The organism is Parabacteroides vesiculifaciens (assembly GCF_049860805.1).
In the GTDB taxonomy this organism is placed as follows: Bacteria; Bacteroidota; Bacteroidia; order Bacteroidales; family Tannerellaceae; genus Parabacteroides.
This window is the reverse complement of record NZ_CP187555.1, coordinates 4,267,633-4,289,512: the sequence shown is the minus strand read 5'-3', so window position 1 is coordinate 4,289,512 and position 21,880 is coordinate 4,267,633. Positions and strand designations below refer to the sequence as shown.

The following is a 21,880-nucleotide window of genomic DNA, read 5'->3' as shown; positions in this document are numbered from 1 at the left end:
GCAATCGAGTTGCAAAAGTATCTTCGGACCTTTGCATCGGAATAATAAAAACAGATTGATTTATGGAAGCAAAAACAACTTGCCATTCCGGATGCGGATGTGGACACGGACACAATAAAGGAGAAAAACGTCGGGAGATAGCATTACCAATCCTGTCTTTCATTCTGTTAATTGCGGGACTGATCTTGGACCATACCGGACAAAGCTGGTTCTCCCCGGCGGTCAAGCTCGTCTGGTATCTGGCAGGGTTCCTCCCGGTAGGGCTGCCTGTCATGCGGGAGGCTTATCACGAGGCTTTGCGAAAAGATTTCTTCACCGAGTTTTCATTGATGTCGATTGCTTCGATCGGTGCTTTCAGCATTGGTGAATATCCGGAGGCAGTGGCAGTCATGCTTTTCTATACGGTTGGGGAAATGTTGCAAAACAGAGCCGTCGAACGTGCTTCACAAAATATCAGCCGTTTGCTCGATGTCCGTCCCGAACGTACGGATGTACTCCGTGAAGGGAAATATGTCAACGTCCCCCCGAAAGAGGTGAAGACAGGTGAACGGATCGAGGTGAAGCCCGGCGGACGCATACCGCTCGACGGGATTTTGCAGGAAAACGAAGCGTCGTTCGACACTTCCGCCCTGACAGGCGAAAGCATGCCCCGTACCCTCCGGAAAGGGGATGAAGTCCTGGCGGGAATGATCGTACTGGGACAAGCCGTCCGCATAGAAGTGAACCGCCCGTATGAACAGAGCGCATTAGCCCGCATTTTAGCGTTGGTGAAAGATGCTGCCGAACGTAAAGCTCCCGCCGAGCTGTTCATCCGCCGGTTCGCACGGTTCTATACGCCGGCTGTGATCGTGTTGGCTTTGCTGATCGTAACGGTTCCGGCACTTGTCGGTCTGATAGTGCCGTCTTTCCAATATGTCTTCCATGACTGGTTGTACCGGGGATTGGTCTTTTTGGTTATATCCTGCCCATGCGCCTTGGTAATCAGCGTACCGCTGGGATATTTCGGAGGTATCGGGGCGGCCTCACGTGCCGGCATCTTATTCAAGGGTGGAAATTATCTGGATGCCATCACACGGATAAATACCGTTGCATTCGATAAAACAGGGACATTAACCACCGGACGCTTTGATGTGACGGATATGCAGGCGCACGGGATTCCCGGTCCGAAACTATTGGCCCTGCTTTTATCCGTCGAACAGAAAAGTACCCACCCGATTGCGCAGGCGATCGTCCGCTACGCAAAGAAACGAAATATCTATGCGGCAAACATCTCGGAGATGCATGAACTGGCCGGACATGGCGTGGAGGCTGTCATCGATGGACAGGAAGTGCTTGTCGGGAATATCCGCCTGATGAAAGAGCGCGGGATTTCCATTCCTGAAGAGCTATCCGACAAGGTGGCGACCGTCGTTATCTGCGCCATCGGCAAACAATATGCCGGCCATCTGCTATTGTCCGATACGTTGAAAGACGATGCCGTGGAGGCGATTGCCAAACTGAGAAAGTTAGGGGTGACGGATATCCGTTTACTTTCGGGTGACAAAAAAGAGATTGTCGAGTCTTTTGCCAAACGTTTAGGAATCGACCATGCATACGGGAACCTGTTGCCGGAGGATAAGGCGGCGCATATCCGGGAGATGGTTGAAGAACCGGGCAAATCCGTAGCTTTTGTCGGAGACGGAATGAACGATGCTCCGGTATTGGCACTAAGCCATGTAGGGATTGCGATGGGCGGACTTGGGTCGGATGCGGCGATCGAAAGCGCCGACATCGTTATCCAGAACGACCAGCCGTCCAAAGTCGCAACGGCTATCGCCATCGGTCGCAAGACACGTACGATTGTCCGTCAGAATATCATAGGGGCACTGGGTGTAAAAGGGATTGTATTGTTGGCCGGTGCATTGGGATACGTCACGCTATGGGGAGCGGTCTTCGCAGATGTCGGTGTCGCTCTGCTGGCGGTCTTCAACGCGGTCCGCATATTGAACAGGAAGACGTGGTAAAACCGTACCTATTGTAGAGACGCACAGCCGTGCGCCTCTACTTTCCTTTCAGAAAAGGTTTTCCATTTTTCCAGATCACCTCTTCTTGTGTGATATACCAGGTTTTTCCATTATCGTTATTTCCCTGATAGAACAAGTAGGTACGACCGTCCGAATCGGTAAAAATATGCGGATGACCGGATTCGCTGGAATTCCATTCGCCGGGTTTGCCGTTCCTAAGGAAAGGTTCTTCCGAAAGGCGTTTCCAGACAATGCCGTCTTCACTTTCCGCCACTCCGATTTGTTGGGGGGCATTATTGTAAGCTCCGGCATAAAACATATAAAGCTTGTCACCTCTTTTTGCAATCGAAGCCCCTTCGATACATTTTCCTTCCCACGGATACACGGGATACAGGATAGAAGAATCCGTTGCCTGCACCCAGTCTTCCCGGTTGAAATCAGTATTGCCCGGAGCAACGGCAACTCCCTGCATCTGGATGTCGTAGTTTTTATCGCGGGTTGCAAAATAGAGGAAATAACGCCCTTTGAACTCGCATACTTCCGCATCTATGGCACGACCGCAAGTCCAATCTCCGGCCGGGTGGAAAATCGGATTCGTCGGATTCCTTCTGAAATGAATACCGTCATCCGATACGGCATGGCAGATAGCATCTTTCTCCCCATTCCCGTATGTCTGATAAAACAAATGCACCTTCCCATCCTTCACCAGCGCACCGGGCGCACAAAGCCCTTTCTTCTCATAATCAGCTCCGGGAGCAGGCGTGATCTCCCCCACCTTCGTCCAATGAACCAAATCCTTACTCTCCGCAATCCCAATATTCCATCCGGAAGCGGGCTCCCCCTTCATCGGCGGAATAGAATGATACATCAAATAACGCCCCTTAAATTTAACCACATGCGGATCTTTCGAATAGGGAACCCCGACACGGGAGGTATCACCGTATAGCATGAGGGGAAGTTGTCCCCAAGACTTTATTGGCAAAAAGGCAAACCAAATAAACAATAATAATGTTTTCATCTTTACACAGTCTAAATAAAAGACGCTAATATAAAAGATTTATTATGCAAAAACAATATTATATTGATTTAGCTCTTATTTTTATGCAAACAAAAACAGTCATCGCATATAAGAGAATACACGAACTTTCTCTTATACGCGATCGTTAAAAATTTTAAGGCATTGAAACAAAACCCTCAGCTTTTACAATCCAAGTCCCATCTTTCAAGAACCCCGGAGAATCGCCTGTAGAGCCATCCCATCCTCCTGCCATCATTGCTATTGCAGTCAGCAACGCTCCATTAGAAGGGAAATAAGGGAATGGCCCTCCTGTAGCCAATCCATGTTCGTCAAATTGGAAATTAGGAGAAGAATGTAACAAATAATCAAGAGCCAAGGCCCTCTTACCACTCCGGGCTGCCGCCATTGCCAACATAGGGAAATCCCATCCCCATACATGATTAAAATTCCATACCTCAGAAACCTTATCCAATGTACGCACAAAGATATCCCTGTCAACCCCATCTCCTGGCAACATACCCAAAGTTCCTATTAATGCAGGATGTTCAAATGTATATTTAGTCCACATATCGGGAATATCCTCATAAGTCGTGTAAACGCCGTCTTTTACCGGTAAGGGAGATAACTTATCCTCCACATCTTTCCACTTCTTTTCTATCGGTAATGACATACGCTTGCGCCATGTCTGGGCAACACGTAGACCGAAACGCCAATATCCTAATTCAAAAGCCGGATTAACCGTTTGCATTGGATCTGTATTCTCCGAAACGATAAATACCGGAGGTCCTAATACATAACGATTCTTCTGCTTGTCGTAATGGACAAAGTCTGCCATGAAATCGGCCGTTTCAAATACGACATCGCGCCATTTCTCCAAAGTCTCAGCTGTTGGATGCAATCGGTAATCCAATTCTGCAAAATAAATAGGATGGGGTTGCTGCCAAAGTAACGTGGCATGGATAATATGAGGCCAATCCCGGTCAAAACCAGCCGTGCACTTAGGCCAGCGAGCACCTTTATACCCCTGCTTCCGAGCTCTTTCACGGGAAGTCGGTAAAAAATCCTTGTATACATGCAGGCTTTTATTCAGTAAATCCCAACGATCCCATAGAGCATAATGCACCCCATGCCACCAGATCATCTCAAAATGAAAACGACCATACCATCCATTATTGAGCAACCCGCTTTCCTGAGGAGGCAGTGAGCCAGCTTCGTTTACACGCATAACATATTGAGACAGGACAATCCTTCTCTCCAGTTCTTTCCAACGAGGATCCGAACTCTCCGACAAATCGATAGCAGCTCCTGAATTCCAGAACTTCTCCCAAGCCCTGATGCTTGCCTCAAACACATTCTCATCCAAATAGGTTCTTTCTTCTTCCTGCGTGAACAAGCAGGTAAAATCGAGTTTATCCGTATCAAAAGGCCTAAGTTCGAAATAATGGGGATTCTCCTGAGTGGTTGGAGAGAACTGTGCCGGAGACTTCCATCGCAGGATAGTCGAATAATGAGTATCATCCATTTCCCTAGAGATCTGGACAGACTGCCCTGTTTGCTTCTTTATCGAGGAATGATGTTTTTCCAGTTGATCATATACTCCGACATAGGCTGCACCCTGATTCCTGTCCGCATACGGGAAGTTAATAAATACGGTAAGTCTTCCTTTCCGTATCAAATCACTTTTCACTTCCACCCCGATCATATCCAAATCTGGGTGACAGGCCGTTCTCACGACTACAGGTACACCCTCCAACTCAAAGCGACTCGTAATAATACCCTTCCATAGGTCTGTTTTCTGAACGGCATTCCGTATATCATCAGGACCTGCCTCCGTCCCGTCAAACAATAACAATTTCAAACCGATACGGCCCAAATTGAAACGATGCGGATTTGCGGCAAGCCAGGCGGAAAGCTCCGGTTGGTCAGGGTTAGGCAAGTCATAACCGACTTGCCTTCCATACGTGTTTATCGGGACTTGCCTGTAATCCTTATCAGACATACCTTCGGGCAATGGAAAGCTATGCCAGCTCCATTGTGCCATCGTGTTAAACGGAACAAAGGTTTGCAGTCCGGTAATATCCACTCCAAAAGCGAACTCGCCATTTCCCACTTGAGCCGGACTTTGGGGATTCGTTTTTGTCGTAACGATCATGTGCCTGTCAACCAATGCTTTCCGATCAATACGAGATTGGGCTTTCACTGATAAGGAAACCAGCAATACAGGAAACAAAATATAAATCAAATGCTTCATCTTATAACAATTGAACATTAATATCCCGGATTTTGAACCAAACATCCTTTACTCTTATCCACCTCCGCACGAGGAATTGGCAGTAAATAATGCTGATCCAGGAAGATTCTTTTTAATAATAATGTAGTTTCATATGTTTTATTGCCATCTTCTGATTTCTGTATATTAATGGCTAATAACGCTTTATTTTCTGTTTGGTCTGCAATTTTCCACCTTCGTACATCAAAGAAACGATGTCCTTCAAAGGCTAGTTCCACACGCCGTTCATTCCGGATCTTATCACGCAAATCCAGACCGGAGGCAGTAACAGGAGGCATCTGTACACTCTGCCGTCCTCTCACCTTATTTATATATTCTCGGGCAGTCTCTTCATCTCCTAATTCGTACATAATTTCGGCATAATTCAGATAAAACTCTGTCAAACGGAAATATATCCAAGGATTTTCCGGCTTGACGGAAGAGCCTGTAGGAGGAATTGATTCAACCATAAATTTTTTAAACGCATAACCACTTTTAGAGGCATTCCATGAACCAATACTACTTTCCGGAGAATCCAGACCTCCGTGCCACATTTCTGTTTCTCTCCCAGCCCACATAGAACCATCATGCAAAATTGAAGCTTCAAAACGAGGATCGCGCCCCACATAAGGATTTTCTTCATCATAACCGGATGCAGGATTCACTTGTAGCGGTAATTCTTCATTTAAATAAGGCAATTCACCATTTTTCATTTCGTATGCATTCACTAAATTTTGCGTTGGATTCTCACCGGTCCAGCCGTTTGATCCATTCCGTCCATTAAACAACATAAAATCCGTAGAATTAGCTTGTGTAAAATAACGGGCAAATATAATCTCACTATTATCCTGCAAGAATATAGACTGATAATCCGCACATAACGAATAATCTGTATTCAAAACTGCTTCCGTCGCTTCTTTTGCCTTTTCCCATTTTTCTTTAGAATGATCTGGATTATTCTGCTCACTCGCGGCGTAAAGTAAAACTCTTGCCTTTAATGCCTTACATGCATCACCAGAGGCTCTTCCCTGATTTTCACTTCCCATTTTAGCAGGAAGCAATACCATCGCTTCATCCAATTCTTTCACAATAAAATCAACACAATCAGCATATGAAGCACGAGATACAGCATAATCCTGATTTAAATCAAATACATTCGTAATCAAAGGCACTCCTCCATATCTCCAAATCAGATTAGCATATACATAAGAACGAATAAACTTCATTTCGCCTATCATACGATTTTTCATTGATACCTCAACAGGAGCCTCTTCTATATGATCAAAAAAAATGTTTATCGAACGGATAGAAGTATAAGCTGCCCCCCAAAAGTTCATTTTACCACTAAGGTTAACCACATTATCCGAGGTCAATTCCCCTTTTTGTATAATCCATTGATTATACCAATTATGAATACAGAAAACCTCATCACTTGCCGCACAAATCATATCTTGAGCAAATTCATGATAAATAGAATGATAAGAGGCATTTACATAAAGTTCTATCAATGCACTATCTTCCCAGACATCCGCATCTGAGACTTTATCCAAAGGCTTTAAATCCAATACGTCACAAGATGTACAAATTAAAACAGCCCATAATACATATAATATCTTTTTCATTTTCTGTCAATATTTAGAATGTTAGATTTATACCAAAATTATAAGTTCTCTGCTGCGGATAATACCAGTAACCTGAAGTTTCGGGATCAAAGCCCAGATCCTTCATGTGATCATAAATAATAAATAAATTATTAGCACTGAAAGAAACCCTTAGGTTCTGAACCCATAATCTCTCACAAATATTTTTAGGGAGATTATATCCGAACTCCAAATTTTTAAGTCTTAAAAATCCAGCATTTAACAACCATTGAGTTGAATTTTCCGTATTATTATTCCACATACTGGAACTTCCCCGCGGCATTGTCGCTTTAATATTTTCCGTTGTCCAACGATCATTTGCACGCCATTCAAGGAAATTGCCTAAAGAGTAGCTCATCACAGCTGAATAGCCTCCAAAGTACTGCTTCGCATTCTCCTGTCCCTGAAACAGTAAAGACAAGTCAAACCCTTTATATTCGAAATAAGTATTTAATGAATATACGATCTCCGGTGTATTTGTTTGGTTCACGCGAATACGATGTCGCGAGTCAATCTCTCCGTCTTTATTGACATCCTCATAGATAAGATCTCCTGGTTGTGTATTTAATAAATGCGGATAAGAAGTAATCTGATCTTCCGATTCAAAAACTCCAATTGCATGATAATATAATTCAGAGCCTATCGGCCGACCGGTTGCATATTGATACGGTTCAGCCGCCGGTTGTTCATCACTGAAAATAACTTTATTCCTTGCAAAAGAGACATTGGCTGCAATACGGTATTTCAACGGATTTGCATAATTTTCATGCGATACAACCATTTCAAAGCCTTGGTTATCTACGATCCCTATATTTTCATCCGGCAGCTTCAAACCTGTATAATCGGGAATAACCGCACTCCTCTTTGTCAAAATGTTAGAACGTCTGGTTTTAAAATAATCAAACTCAACTCCTAACAAACCATTCCAGAATCTGGAATCAAATCCAATATTATACGTTTTAGCCACTTCCCATGTGATGTTCGGATTTGGAACTCCGTTCTGAACAAGGCCAGTCACGTCATTACCACCAACTACATAGTTACTATCGAATTTATAAGTCGTCAAATATTGAAACGGATCGACCAAATCATTACCCATCTTACCATAAGATCCTCTGAGCTTTAAATTATCCAGAAAAGTCAGTTCTTTCATAAAAGATTCTTCGGAGATCCTCCAACCTAAAGAGAAGCTAGGGAAAAATCCATATCGTTTATTTTCCGGGAAGTTAGGAGAGCCGTCACGTCTAAACGTAAACTGAGCCATATATTTACCAGCATAATCATAAGAAAAACGACCGAAAATATTTTGGCGAGCACCTTGCGAGGAACTACCGTCATTCGATTGTTTATTTTTATCACTACTACCTGCAAATATCTCGGGTATCGAAGTCGAGATAAAGTCACTCCGATAGGCTTTTAAGAAATTTCCTTTTGTCTGAGTTTGCTCATACCCAAACATCGCTCCTACATGATGAGCCCCGAAGGTCTGATCATAATTGATCTTACCCACCAAATACATATTTGTCGGATTCTCATACTTCTGCTCAAGATTGGCCTGATTCGGAGTCTTACCAGAAACTCCCTTATACAACTCCCCTGTCTGATCATCTTTATAATAGACATAAGCTGGAGTATTTAATGTTTTCGTCCTAACAAAAGATGCATCATAGCTGGCTATTCCATCCAGCCATAAGCCCTTCAACCAAGGAATATCCAATTTAAAAGAAAGTGTAGATTGTATAGCAGTCGTTTTTAAATCCTGATAACCAGAAGCATCACCAACACGATTCATCAAGTTTTCACTATCTCTGTTCGGCATCAGTTTATCTGTTCCCGGCCAATACGTCTGCCAAGTAGGCAAATACAAAAAAATATGGCTGTATATATCGCTTGTTCCCCCTACCGGATAGTGACTGTCATTTATTTTGCCGGCCAGATCAACTCCCACTTTCAGATATTTTGTCACTTGCACGTCTATATTCGAACGAAGATTATATATACGGACACCTGTCGTTCCCTCTTTAAACTGACCACTTTGGTGAGACTCTCCCAATGACAAATAATATTTCACCCGTTCATTACCACCCGCAACAGATAAATTAACCCGATGTTGAGGTGTAACGTTCTTTATCATTAAATCAAACCAGTCCGTATTAGGGAAATCGGGATCCGTACCATTTCTGTATTTCTCCAACTCCTCATTCGAATAGCGAGGTAAACGGCCCTCCCCTTCTTCAATTTCATTATATACTTTCGCATATGTATAAGAATCAGCCATTTTAGGAGTCCGAGTCGATTGAGAAAAGCCCTGATTAAAAGAAAGGTTGATCGATGGTTTCACTTCTGCTCCACGTTTAGTTGTTACCAAGATAACCCCATTAGCTGCCCGAGCACCATAGATAGCAGCTGAAGCGTCTTTCAATACTGAAATATTCTCTATATCGTTCGGGTTCAATTCACCTAAGCCTCCTCTTTCCACACCATCTATCAAAATTAACGGAGATGCATTTCCTGTCGTACTTTTTCCACGTATAAAGATAGAAGGATCATCTCTACCAGGCTCTCCAGAACGATTGTTTATAATAACTCCTGGCAAACGACCAGCTAAAGAATTAGCGATATTGATAGAGGGACTTTTTGTAATTTCTTCTCCTTTTAAAGCCACAACGGAACCAGTCAATGTCACTTTCTTCTGTGTTCCATAACCAACCACGAGGACTTCATCCAACGCTTGCGTATCTTCTTTCAACTGGATATTCAAAGATGTTTGATTTTTCCCTACTACGACAACTTGATCCAAATAGCCTATATACGTCACATTCAATTTTGCATTCTCCGAAACCGATAAGGAAAAACATCCATCCATATCCGTAATCGTACCATTGGATGTTCCCTTTTCAACAACATTCGCACCGGCAACAGGTTCGCCATTTTCATCTTTTACGATGCCTTTTACGATGATTTGCTTTTGCTGGGTGACAGATGGAGCCGCTACTTCTTTCTTGGAAATTACAATCATCTTGCCCTGGACGGAATAAGACAATCCGTTGTCCAATATGGCAGATAACACCTCTTCCAAAGATGCATCATTAAAATTATGCGTGATCTGCTTCCGTTCATTTACCTCGTCTTTCTTATAAATGATGGAATACTGCAGTTCTTTCTCTACTTCCGCCAAGACGGTTTTTAAAGGAACATTTTTAAATTGCCGGGTGATCCGCTGTGCATTCATGGAGGTAGCCCCAGAAAGCATCAAGGCAAGGATTAACGCCCTTCCTACATGTTTTCTATACATAAACCAATAAATTAAAGAATTAGATTTAATAATATATTAACAATTGCGCTATTGTTTTCGAATATAAATATCCCGACCCCGCCGCTCATAACGGATCGGAATAATCTCGGATAAAGCTTGAAAGACATCTCCGACCGTTTCTTCATTGCGAAGTGATACGCGGAAAGCTATATCTTTTTCCAGGTCGTCTCCCAAATGGATCTGAACGTCATATTTACGGGATAGGCGGACTGCCAGCTCATTGAGCGTGATTTTATCATATTCAACCCTTCCTTCTGTCCAGGACTTATATTGAGATGCCTGAACCCTCTGACGGGAAAAGCTTCCGTTTTGTTTGTCAAGACTAAGCAATTCTCCCGGTGCAACCGGAATATGTCTTCCCTTATATAAAATATCGATAGATCCTTCCAATAATGTCGTTTTGGCAGAAATATCTTCGGGGTAAGAAGATACATTGAACTTTGTTCCTTTGACCCATACACTATACTGGTCCGTTTTAACCACAAAAGGAGTTCCATCCGACTGTTTGGTCACTTCGAAATACGCTTCACCGGTTAAAAAGACTTCCCTGCTTTTAGAATTGAAATTACCGGCATACTTCAGGGAAGAACCGGCATTCAACCAAACGATCGTTCCATCTGCCAGTATCAGTTTACTTTTTTCTCCATAGGCCGTTTCTAAAGCAAACAGGTTCTCGGCAAACTCTGCATTCCGGTAAAGATAGAGGCCATATGTACCACCTAACAACAGCAGGCAGGCAATTGCAGCAACAGCGATAAACCGTTGCAATTGCCTGTGTTTAGTACTAAACACGCCATTCAGCGACTGACGTACCTGCATCCGGCGTTGTAATTGTTTCCATTCATCGGAAACTTCAGGAACCAGTTTATAGGAAAGCATCCATTCTTCCTCCCATTGGCGAAACATTCTCTTATTGGAAGGTGCATCATTCACAAACCGGAAAAGAATTTCTTCTTCGGATGGAGTAATGCGTCCTTCAAAATAACGTATTGCCAACTGGTGATTATCGATCTCCTGCTCTTTCATAACTTTTGCTTTCTATATGATGTAACAACCCAAATGAATTTTACCCAACCCCCTCCCTGAAAAAAATTTTCCAAAACAAAAGAAACAGGACTTCGTTCATTCGGAAAGCAGCCAAGCCAGTATCGCGATATAGACATCCAACGGATATTTATCTTTAAAATGTGCGGAAAATCGTGCTAAGGCTTTGGCTATATGTTTCTCTACCGCAGTAGTCGATATTTGGAGAGCATCTGCAATCTCCCGGTTTTTCATTTTCTTAAAACGGCTCATTTCAAATACTTCACGGCAACGGGAAGGCAAATCATTCATGACAAGGTTGATCTGTTGTTGCAATTCCTTATACAGGAGAGTATATTCCGGACTCAGATTAAAATCCCAATAATAAAGTTCCTCCTGCCCGTCTACCCTGTCCAAATGTTCAAGGCTATACTGCTCGACCAATTGCAAATGCTTCAAATAATTCAGACAAGCATTCCGCACCATTGCGAAAAGAAGGGATGAGATGGAAACAGCTTCTATCAAATCACGTTTTTCCCAAAACCTCAAAAAGCTCTCCTGTATGATATCCCTGACTGCCTCCTCATCTGTCACAAAACGAGCAGCATATCCCCGCAACCGGGGATAATAGTTATTGAACAGAAATTCGAATGCTTCGTCGTTTCCGCTCTTTATCTCCTGAAGGAGAATTTTCTCGTTTGTGAAATTATTCATAATTATTATCTTGCTTATTCTATGAATGATGTTTCATCTCCTTATCCTTGCAATTAAAGAACCCTTCTATATAGATATTCAAGTCTTTGTCTATCTCGATAACGGCAAAGCTGTTATTTTCAGGAAGGCTTCCTTCTATCATTCCTTTCATCGTAAAATAGTGGATTCCATGCCGGAAACTATAGTTACCGGCATGATGGTGTCCCTGGATAACAGCTATGACCTTGCCGCTTTGCTCAAGTATCGAAACGATCTCCTCCGCATTGCCGATACAAAGTTCCTTACTAATACCCGAAAAAGTATCCAACAGTTCATGGATAAAGATCACGACAGGCAAATCGTCTTTCTTCAGTTCCTGCTAAAGCCATTCCTTCTGGCCGGTGGGGATAAACGCCTTGGTCCAATCGAAATTACCGGAATCATAATCGGAACCATCCTCGTTGCAGTTACCGTCGAGTACGATAAACTTAATCTGGTTCCGTACGAAAGAATAATAAGGCTTTCCTTTCGCACTCCCGTAATTGGCCGTATGCGCGAGGAATTCAGGTTTTGAAATGCTATCCATATCATGATTGCCCAACACATGATAGACAGGGCCGTCGAATGTCTGGAACTTTGCTTCTATCTCATCTAAAAACGACAAAGTCTGCCCTCTTTCAGGAGTATCACCCATATCCTTCAAATCTCCAAGTTCAATCATGAAATCTAATTTCCGCCTATTAAAAACGTCTATTGCTTCCGATAACTTTGTGATGGATTGTTCATAATAGCGAGTCCCGTGTACATTCCGATGAGCAAAATGTATATCCGTTACCAGACCGAAACGCAGTCTCTTTCCATTTTCCCGCGCCAACAAACCCGGACAGGATAAAAGCAATGCCCCGGCACATGATCTCTTAAAAAATAATCGTCTATTCATGGTTTATCAGATTGAGTATGGCAAATGTAAACAATATTCTCGGAGAATTAGATAAAAACTGTTTACCTTTGCCTTATCAAATACGAATCTGCTATATGAAACTAAAATTATTTATCCTGCTGATCAGCCTGTTATCCGGCTCGCTCGAAGCCCAGACAATTCATTACAATGCTTTCTCACACAACGATTATGAACGTCCCCGCCCGCTATTCGACGCCCTTTCATTCCAATTCAATTGCGTAGAGGCGGATTTATGGCTAATCGACGGCGAACTGTACGTGTCCCACGATTCAGTCGCCCCCAACCCGGATATCACATTCGAGAAACTATACCTATTGCCGTTAGTCGAACGGATCAAAAAGAACGGAGGCAAAGTATATCCGGGCAGCGACCGGCCGTTTTACCTGATGGTCGATTGCAAGACAGACGGCGAAGCGATGTACCCCGTCCTGAAAAAGAAACTGGAACCCTACGAATCTCTTTTCTGCCATGAGAAAGACGGGAAGCTGCAAGAAAGCGCCGTGTTGTTCTATCTGTCGGGAAGAAGCCCCCGCAAGACTATTGCTGCCGAGACCAACCGTTTTATCTTCTTAGACGGCACGATAGAAGATTTAGGGGAAGGCATTCCGGCCGCCCAAATGCCTGTCATCAGCGATAATTATTCCAAATACATCGGCTGGAAAGGCCAGGGAGAGATACCCGCCGAAAAGCTTGAAAAGATGCGCGGATATATCCGGCAAACCCATGCGGAAGGCAAACTGTTCCGCTGGTGGGGCGCACCGGACACACCGCTGTTCAAGAAGTTCTTTATCAAAGAACAAGTGGACTTGATCGGGGCCGACGACCTGAAAGCGTTGAGTTTGATTTTACAGAATCCCTAAAAGAGACAGTGGCTTTTTTTTGGGGGACGCAACTCTGGAGCAAGCTTGCCACAAAGGACGACCGCACCAAAACGTGCCTGAATATGATCCCAATAATCAAAATGTCAAAATTGTCAAAATGCCAGACTTGCTATCCAAAGAATCGTCCGTATACCTCCATTGGGGCAAATGGTTATAAATAGGGCAAGGAAAGGAAGTTTGCGATTGTCATTTTGTTAACAAGGCTGACGGAAAGTTGTTTTTTGTCGCCGGAAAACCGGAATGGTGCGGAAGAATAAATAGGCGTGTCGGTAAAAAGGGCGGATTCCTGCTAAAAAGTCAATCGCAAAAGATCTTCATAGCAAAGGCTGCGAGGTGTTAAAATAGCTTTTAAAGGCCTTTTGAAAGCCTTTTTACAGTCTTTTTCCCCTTTGTTTCAGTCCGCCCGACTAAATCATTGAGATCATTTCTCAAATTCATCTCGATAATTTGCGGAAAATATCCAAATGATTTTGGAAAATCATTGAGATCATTTTAAAAATCATTTAGATGATTTTCCGGGAAGAGTGCAAATACAAGCGGACTTTAGGCTGAAAGGGATAAAAACAGGAATATGCGTGTCAGTAAAAAACGCCTGAAATAATCCCAATTGACAAGAAATACTCATATTGGCGATAAATTAGATAATTCTGTCATGGCAGACTTGGTCCGCCACCTCATACTAAGTAACAGGCTCTATAAATAACTATTTTACTAACCGGCATACACAAATAAAACATATATTTGTATTGCCTAAAAACTTAAATCATGGCTAACATTGTTATGTGACATGAAACAGAAAATAAACATAATCCTCGGATTCTTGCTATTTTCAATCTGTATATACGGGCAAGAAAAGCCCGTATATACTATATCGCTTCACGCCCTTGAGAGTGAGGCGATAACGTCTTCCGGCAATATGGATCGCCCGGTTCCATTTTCTTACAAGCTGACGCCGGAATGGAAGACTCACAAAAAATACCGAGCGTATGGATGGACGACGTTGGGTGTTGGAAGTCTTATGCTAATCAGTGGTTTTTTAGGATATGCAATTGACAACATGGACGGCCCTGCCATCCAATACCGTTTTCTACCATTAGGAATCACCGGTGCTGCCATAACAAGCTCCAGCATTCCCTTTTTTGTCCTTTCGGCCAAGAACAAGAAAAAGGCACGCTCTATCAGTTTGGGATGCAAAACGCTGGCAGCCCCCTTGGGGAGGGCAGGGATGGCATACACGCCGGGGATGTCGGTCGGAATCAGTTTTTAGCGCCATAAATGCGTAACGTGACAATGTGATATGAAACAGAGAATAAACATAATCCTCGGATTCTTGATATTTTCAATCTGTATATACGGGCAAGAAAAGCCCGTATATACTATAGCTTCGCTTCACACCCTTGAAAGTAGGGCTACAACGTCTTCCGGCAATATAGTGTGCCCGATTCCATTTTCTTACAAGCTGACGCCGGAATGGAAGACTCATAAAAAATGCCAAGCATGGGGATGGACGACATTTGGCGTTGGGAGTGCTATGATGATCGTTGGTTTTATGGGCAATGTCATAGACAACTGGGAACAACCGGTTCCACGGAATCGCTTTAAAATATTGGGATTTACAGGCGTCGCCGTAACCGCCGCAAGCGTCCCCCTCTTCGCCTTTTCGATCAAGAACAAGAACAAAGCCCGTTCACTCAAGCTGGGGACGGGCACACTGGCATCCCCTCTGCGAAACGGATCGGGGATGGCATACACAACGGGGATGTCGATCGGAATCAGTTTTTAGCGCCATCATGCGCGTGACGTGACAATATTACAATATGACAATATCAATTTCCATGGAGGTGTGTCAAAACACCTTTATCACGATCTTTTAGGTACGGATTTCACCGATTTACACGGATAAATTTTGTTTCGACACAGCTCCTTTTAATTCTCAATTTAAAAACGCGACTACTTATAAGACGAAATATTGAATAACTTCTTCATCTCGCCCGCTTTCACCTTTGCCGTAAACAGGTCTTGCAAATCCTTAGCGGATAAAGAGTAAGACGGTGCGAAAGCAGGGGATTCCATATATTCCAAAAGGCTACGGTAGAACTGCCGGGCTTCCGGTTTGTCCTGTACGGCTTTCAGGTCGGACATGCAAACCAAGAGTTTGCCGTTCCCTACCTTGAATTCGAACAACAAGCCCAACTTATGGTTGCGTTCGACATTGTCGATTACCTGCACGATCGGCCGGTAATCGTCGGGCAGACGGTCTAAGATCATAGGGTAGCTCTGCTTGATGATCGGGAACCATTGCCAGTTGGTATGGAATTCGGTCGGGAAATCGGCCAATGCGGGGTGGCCGGGATCAGTCAGGATCCCCAATGTACCGGGAGAAACCGGGCGGTCCAGGTTCTCGCAGATAGTCCGGAACATACGGTAATTCCAATAATCCGTCTGGAAAAGTCCGCCTACCGTCTGCTCCTTGTATTTGTCTTTCGAAGGGAACCAAAGGACTTTGCCGCCCTCTGTCAGGTATTTCAGATGGGCATCCAGATCATCCGTCACACAAATCTCTTCAGATGGTTTAACCTCTTTATCAGCCGGATAAATCCAAAGGGAATAATCATTCCGGTAAGGAGTGCCGTCTATCGACAAGGCGAGCGTGACTTTTTCAGCCTTCCGGACAGAAGCGATTGCCGGTTTCAAAGTGCCTGCCTTTGCGAGCTCTCCTTGTTTGACCTGCAAAGGTAAAACACCCTTATCTAAGACCTGTTGTTTGCTGTCGGTCAATGTCCAGGACAGTTGTTTGCCATTCAAATCGCTTTCGGAATAATTGGCTATCTCTACCTCTCCGGTGAGCGCCTCATCATTCGTCCAACAAAACTTCTCCGTGCAGAACAAAGGAACCACTTCCGAACAGAAACGCCGCCATTCTTCCGGCGTGATCAACCCTTTACTCTCCATAAAAGCATCCAAGATTCCGACATAAGCCGAGCCTTGTCCTGGATAATCCTGCAAATCGAGCAGTTGGAAACCGCCCCATTCCGGTGTACGCAGGTTCATCTCGATATCCGCCCGGTACAACAGGGCCGACCATTTGCCGGAAGCCATCATAAAGTCATGCGCCTGGTCGATCATACCGGCCTCTTCCAAGCGTTTCTTGAAGATTTCGAAATTGCGGGGCTTCAGTACGCCCGCATATTTCTTTATCTCTTCATAATTCGGATATATCTGGAACTGCCCCGTCTCGTGGCTGATAATCGGAACATCGCACAAAGCATTGGCAGAGGAGAAATCCATCTCCGAATTCGGATACGTATGGTTCAGATACCCGCCGTCATAAGCGTCGGCAAATGAGAAAGAGGCACGGGCATGGGTGTTGAACTGCTTGTCGTCCTCACGCCCGACACGGCAAGTCGTGAAATAATCTTCATCCGCCTGCTTTCCTTTAAAGCCTAAATAATTATTCGAACCGGAAGCATAGATATGGCGGTTATCCTCCTTTTTGAAGGTCTGGATCAGCATGGCAAGTCCTTCTTCGCCGGACATCTCGTTTCCTAATCCGAACATGACGAAAGAGGCATGATTGCTATACGCCTGATGCAGGTTCCGCCCTTCTTTCAACAAATAATCGCATAATTCGGTATCGTCGATATCGATATTCCCCCAAACAGGAAGTTCCGGTTGCAGGTAAATGCCTTCGATGTCGGCAGCCTCAAAACAGGCTTCGGGAGGACACCAGGAGTGGAAACGATAATGGTTGATACCGTACTGTTTCGCTACCTGGAAATAGTGCCGCCAAGTCTCCACATCCATTGCGGTATGGGCAATCAGAGGGAAGACACAGGCGTCATGTTTTCCGCGCAGGAACGTAGTCTTGCCATTCATGGTGAACTGACGTCCTTTTGTCTTGAAATCACGCAAACCGAAAGTTGCCTGCTCCGTATCGACGAATCGATCTGTTTTTAGTGAGACAGAGAGCCGGTATAGAGCCGGTGTAAATTCGCTCCAAAGCAAAGCCTTATCCCCCAGCGCAAGTTCGAACTCCTGTTCCGGTTTCGTCCAGTCCACTTCAATTGTCTGTACCGGTGTTTTATGCTGTTTATCCGTATTCCAGGCTTCGGCATAAAAGGACAATATACCCTTTCCCGCCCCACCCCCCGGGTTACGAAGGGTTACTCTGGCTGTCACGGCTTTTTTCGCGACATCCGGATAAAGCTGGATGTCATCGATCCCGCAAAGAGGTGCGCTTTCCAGATAGAAATCGCCGATGATCCCGTTCCAGTTCGTTTGCGTGGAAGCGGAATAGGCATGTGAAGAGCCGTAGACCTTTTCCGGCACGGCATCTTTTCCGTTATCGACCAAAATAGCAAGGGAATGGAGGCCGGGAGACAGAGAGGAAGACAGGTCATATTGTTGGGCCGTAGAGATATCGTTATTTGCCCCGACCTCTTTTCCGTCGATCCAGATCGTCGTGGGCTTCGTGCGTTCCATCACTAAGCGGACGGATGTTCCGTCCCATTCTTCCGGTATACGGACCTGCTTCGTGTACAGCGCTTTTCCTTCAAACACATATTCCCTGGAAAGGCCTGTCGTCAGTGTCATATCCGTATTGTAAGTTCCCTTTTTCCCCCTGTCGGTAGTGCCGGGCAGGAAAAGAGAATCCGTACAGGACTTTGCGGGCCAATCAGGAGCAATCCCCGTACCGGCAGTATCCAGTTGCAATCCCCAATTGCCCTTGAGGGAAATGCGGCTCCGGGTATCGGGAGGCAGTTGTTGGGTACAAGCGGAATACAATCCGGCGGTTAACAACAAGGCAACAAGTTTAATCGAATTTTTCATCTTTTTCAAGTTTCTATTTATATGCTTCAGCTGTTTTCATTTCACCCGGTTTACAAACAATATCGAGATAACTGAACGGATTACCCAGTTCATCGTTCGTATGCTTGGCATCCATCCCGCTAATCATGGCGATATTACCCGGAAACATAGCTCTCCAAATCAATTCTTTTCCGGACTTGTTCACGAAGGTGCTACTTCCGGCAGATTGATGCAAGATAGATATTTTTCCTGAGAATACAGGAATATTTTCTATCGAAACCCAACGGGTAGCATCCGTAAAGCGCGGAAGGGTGGTAATACGGTTTGCCGTGACATCGGCATCTACACCGGCAAGTCCACACACAATTCCCTCAATCACACCGCTGGCTACTTCGGGATAATCCCGGCGTTCATTCGCATAAAGCTCCTTTAGATAAGGATAGCCCATATCCTGCCTGCCGTATTTATAAAAGATCTTCGGATAGTAAGACATGCTTTCCACGTTTGTCTCCTTCTCCGCCAGGATCGTCAATAAACGATTGATACGTTCCGGCTTGTCTACGATACCGAACCAAAGAGGAAAAACATTGCATCCGCCTTCTTTCAGGTTTTCATTCTCCAACTTATAGGCATAATAGTTTTGAGTCTCTTCATTCCACCAACCGGCATTATATAGGCGTGCATACTCTTCCGCCTTCGACTCATAGTGGCGGGCGGCCTCTTCATTTCCTCCCAGCCGTTGAATCTGTGCATACGATTTCAATCCCCGGTAGATCGTAGCGATCAAATCGCCGGTTACCGTCAATCCCCGAACCGATTCCTCATAAGAAGGGAGCCCACGGAAGGATTTGAACTTCGGATCGACACGTGTATCGTCTTCGTGCATCACTCCCGGACGTTCCATGATCTTATCCGCCTGCAACTGCCATCTGTCGATATATTCATTGGCTGATAAACGGAAGAACTCTTCAAAACGGGGATCATTGATGTAGACTTCATTGCCTGTCCAGAGGTACAAACGGTAACAAGCGTTCATCACATCGAAGTTCGCATTCAGGTTATACCAGAAATCCTGATCCGAGACATAATCAGCCGGAGCCGGCAGGTTATTCCTGTCTATCTCCCAATAGGTGCAATAGTCCTTCGACTCGGAAATATTCTCGACAAACTTACCCATCATATTCGCATTTTGCCTGCCATGCCCGTTCAGCTCCTCGCCTATACATTGATGAGAGACATCCCGCATGCAGAAAGCCTGGCGATTCGGCAAAGCCGCTTCATACCAAGGTCCGACCGGATCGGAATCCTCCCCGACATACCGATTCGAATTACTTACGGCCCAATCGAAGATCTTCACCAGGGTCGTATCATCGGATGCCACACAAAATGAGGTACGTGCTGCATCCGCTATATCAGGATACTTCTCCTGCCCGGGCTGGCCGCAAGCACAACTTAAAACAAGGATAAGAGATAAATATGATAATTTCATTTCTATACGATCATTATGTTATTACAAAAAAAAGCGCATCAGAATATCCTCGGATAGTCCTGACGCGCTTTCTCCCTATAATTCAGAACCGGTTATTATTTCCAACCTTCGTTCTGGGTGATACGACCTGGGTTCAAGTCGATCTCTGCTTGCGGAATCGGCCACCAGAAATCTCTTGCCGTATAGGCATCTCTCTCCGCTGGAATCAAAACGGTATGTTTAGGTGTCCCGCTCGAAAAGTCGCGATATTCGATACCTTCGATCGGCTTGTTCATCACATCCAACAAAATGTTCCAGCGACGGATATCAGCAAAACGAAGCCCTTCCTGTGCTAGTTCCACACGTCTTTCGTTGCGGATCAGATCCCGGAGGCTGCCGTTATACTGTTCGGCAACCATTTTGTCGATATCGTTCGTATTGCCGGCACGGTCACGAATCACTTTAATCAGAGACTTGGCTTCGTCCGTACTTCCTCCGGTTTCCACCAACGCTTCCGCCCTCAACAGATAGGCTTCCGCATAGCGGAAAATTATAAACGAGTTGTAAGTTGTCCATGTTTCTCCTTCCTGGCAATATTTTTTCCAAGACAGGCCGGTAGGCGTCTTGTTCCATTCTCCACCGCCACCTTCTGCCAAAACATCACCTACGCTGACTTCCATGTCTTGCAAAGCCCCGTAATCCTTGTTGGGATCAAAATAAGTTTTGCCATCCTTTTCAATCACATTGTTCGGAATCGTATTAAAATACTTGCCGCGCATTTCCATACCCGGAGCGTAGATAGTCTGGTAAAAACGGGGATCTTTATTCAGATACGGCATGTTTTCATTTCTCTCGCCCACATATTCAAAAGCATCGGCTAAAGCCTTGACCGGAGTCGTTACGCAATAACCGCCGATAGATTGGTTATACCAGTTTCCCCAACTATTCGTCGCATCCAATGAATAGCGTCTTACCAGAATCACTTCATCGAGATCTTCACAACCGGTTACAAACAACTTGTCAAAATCGGCCAGTTGCGGAGCGGAAGCAACCAGTTGGGCCGTTTCATCCAACGTAATCTGGAAATAAGATTTATCATTCAGATAACCGGCCGCATAGGCAGCAGCACGGGCACGAAGCAAGCGGGCAGCCGGTTTTCCGATCTTCGATTTATTGCTTGGCTTGTCCGGTAACCCGGCAATTGCCTTGTCCAGGTCATCCAGGATAAAATCGAACACTTCTTTCGGGTCCTGTACTTGCTTGACGTTTTCACTTTCCGCTACTGTAGCCGGATTCTCGGTATAAAACATGATATGTCCGAAGATAGAAACCAAATCCAGATAAAAATAGGCACGCAATGTACGAGCTTCACCCAAAACCTGGTTCCGGTTAGCATCACTTTCCCCGCCCGGCCACTGGTATTTATCGATATTGTTGATTACGTTATTCGCACGCTGGACGGAAATATATCCTTTATCCCATTTGTCGGCCGGGAAAGAAGAGGCCGTACTTCCGATGCCTCGTCCCAAGTCATATCCCCTATTCCAACTATGCGTAACCAAACCATTATCCGTCACGCCATCCATCCATAAATCATAACTTTCGACATTCAATCTCTCATACAAGGCGGTCAACGCCTTCTCATAATCTTCTGCCGATTTGAAATAACCGTCCGCCGTAATAATACCTTCCGGCTCCAGATCAATATTACTGTTACAACCGCCTGCCATACAAAGAGTCAGAGCGAATGCCCCATACAGCAACGATTTCTTATATATTTTCATAATGCTCTATTTATT

General features: G+C 44.7%; 15 protein-coding genes. 4 read left to right on the top strand and 11 right to left on the bottom strand.

Annotated features, from left to right (window positions below; all coding sequences use genetic code 11):
* Positions 1–62 precede the first annotated feature (62 nt).
* Complete coding sequence (locus tag ACPYIV_RS16985) at positions 63–2,003, top strand: heavy metal translocating P-type ATPase (RefSeq protein WP_425884182.1); 1,941 nt, start codon at positions 63–65, stop codon at positions 2,001–2,003.
* A gap of 37 nt (positions 2,004–2,040) precedes the next feature.
* Here ACPYIV_RS16985 and ACPYIV_RS16980 read toward each other — a convergent pair whose 3' ends face one another.
* The 8 genes from ACPYIV_RS16980 to ACPYIV_RS16945 all read right to left on the bottom strand — a co-directional run bounded on the left by ACPYIV_RS16980 (position 2,041) and on the right by ACPYIV_RS16945 (position 12,902).
* Positions 2,041–3,021 (bottom strand): family 43 glycosylhydrolase, encoded by a 981-nt coding sequence (locus ACPYIV_RS16980; RefSeq protein ID WP_425884180.1) that lies wholly within the window; start codon positions 3,019–3,021, stop codon positions 2,041–2,043.
* Between the two features lie 154 nt (positions 3,022–3,175).
* Complete coding sequence (locus ACPYIV_RS16975; protein ID WP_425884178.1) at positions 3,176–5,272, bottom strand: hypothetical protein; 2,097 nt, start codon at positions 5,270–5,272, stop codon at positions 3,176–3,178.
* A 17-nt stretch (positions 5,273–5,289) separates the two neighbouring features.
* Positions 5,290–6,912 carry a RagB/SusD family nutrient uptake outer membrane protein gene (locus tag ACPYIV_RS16970; RefSeq protein ID WP_425884176.1) on the bottom strand — a complete coding sequence of 541 codons (1,623 nt, stop codon included), beginning with the start codon at positions 6,910–6,912 and terminating at the stop codon, positions 5,290–5,292.
* A 13-nt stretch (positions 6,913–6,925) separates the two neighbouring features.
* A complete protein-coding gene (locus ACPYIV_RS16965) occupies positions 6,926–10,225 on the bottom strand; it encodes a TonB-dependent receptor (RefSeq protein ID WP_425884174.1) in 3,300 nt (1,099 codons plus the stop codon).
* 48 nt (positions 10,226–10,273) lie between these two features.
* A complete protein-coding gene (locus ACPYIV_RS16960; protein WP_425884172.1) occupies positions 10,274–11,272 on the bottom strand; it encodes a FecR family protein in 999 nt (332 codons plus the stop codon).
* 96 nt (positions 11,273–11,368) lie between these two features.
* Positions 11,369–11,983: an RNA polymerase sigma-70 factor gene (locus tag ACPYIV_RS16955; RefSeq protein WP_425884170.1), complete on the bottom strand. Its 615-nt coding sequence runs from the start codon at positions 11,981–11,983 to the stop codon at positions 11,369–11,371.
* A gap of 19 nt (positions 11,984–12,002) precedes the next feature.
* Positions 12,003–12,320, bottom strand: coding sequence for a hypothetical protein (locus ACPYIV_RS16950; protein ID WP_425884168.1), 318 nt, complete (start codon positions 12,318–12,320; stop codon positions 12,003–12,005).
* A 21-nt stretch (positions 12,321–12,341) separates the two neighbouring features.
* Complete coding sequence (locus tag ACPYIV_RS16945; protein WP_425884166.1) at positions 12,342–12,902, bottom strand: metallophosphoesterase; 561 nt, start codon at positions 12,900–12,902, stop codon at positions 12,342–12,344.
* A 95-nt stretch (positions 12,903–12,997) separates the two neighbouring features.
* Here ACPYIV_RS16945 and ACPYIV_RS16940 point away from each other — a divergent pair, with 95 nt between their 5' ends.
* The 3 genes from ACPYIV_RS16940 (at position 12,998) to ACPYIV_RS16930 (ending at position 15,587) form a co-directional block, all read left to right on the top strand.
* A complete protein-coding gene (locus ACPYIV_RS16940; protein ID WP_425884164.1) occupies positions 12,998–13,783 on the top strand; it encodes a phosphatidylinositol-specific phospholipase C/glycerophosphodiester phosphodiesterase family protein in 786 nt (261 codons plus the stop codon).
* An 808-nt stretch (positions 13,784–14,591) separates the two neighbouring features.
* Positions 14,592–15,071, top strand: coding sequence for a hypothetical protein (locus ACPYIV_RS16935; RefSeq protein ID WP_293740539.1), 480 nt, complete (start codon positions 14,592–14,594; stop codon positions 15,069–15,071).
* A gap of 30 nt (positions 15,072–15,101) precedes the next feature.
* Positions 15,102–15,587, top strand: coding sequence for a hypothetical protein (locus tag ACPYIV_RS16930; protein WP_425884162.1), 486 nt, complete (start codon positions 15,102–15,104; stop codon positions 15,585–15,587).
* A gap of 167 nt (positions 15,588–15,754) precedes the next feature.
* Here ACPYIV_RS16930 and ACPYIV_RS16925 read toward each other — a convergent pair whose 3' ends face one another.
* From ACPYIV_RS16925 to ACPYIV_RS16915, 3 genes are all read right to left on the bottom strand, one after another.
* Positions 15,755–18,634, bottom strand: coding sequence for a sugar-binding domain-containing protein (locus ACPYIV_RS16925; RefSeq protein WP_425884160.1), 2,880 nt, complete (start codon positions 18,632–18,634; stop codon positions 15,755–15,757).
* Positions 18,635–18,647: 13 nt separating this feature from the next.
* Positions 18,648–20,102 (bottom strand): trehalase family glycosidase, encoded by a 1,455-nt coding sequence (locus ACPYIV_RS16920; RefSeq protein WP_425884158.1) that lies wholly within the window; start codon positions 20,100–20,102, stop codon positions 18,648–18,650.
* Between the two features lie 95 nt (positions 20,103–20,197).
* Positions 20,198–21,865, bottom strand: a complete 1,668-nt coding sequence (locus ACPYIV_RS16915) for a RagB/SusD family nutrient uptake outer membrane protein (RefSeq protein ID WP_299360485.1) — start codon at positions 21,863–21,865, stop codon at positions 20,198–20,200.
* Positions 21,866–21,880: the final 15 nt, after the last annotated feature.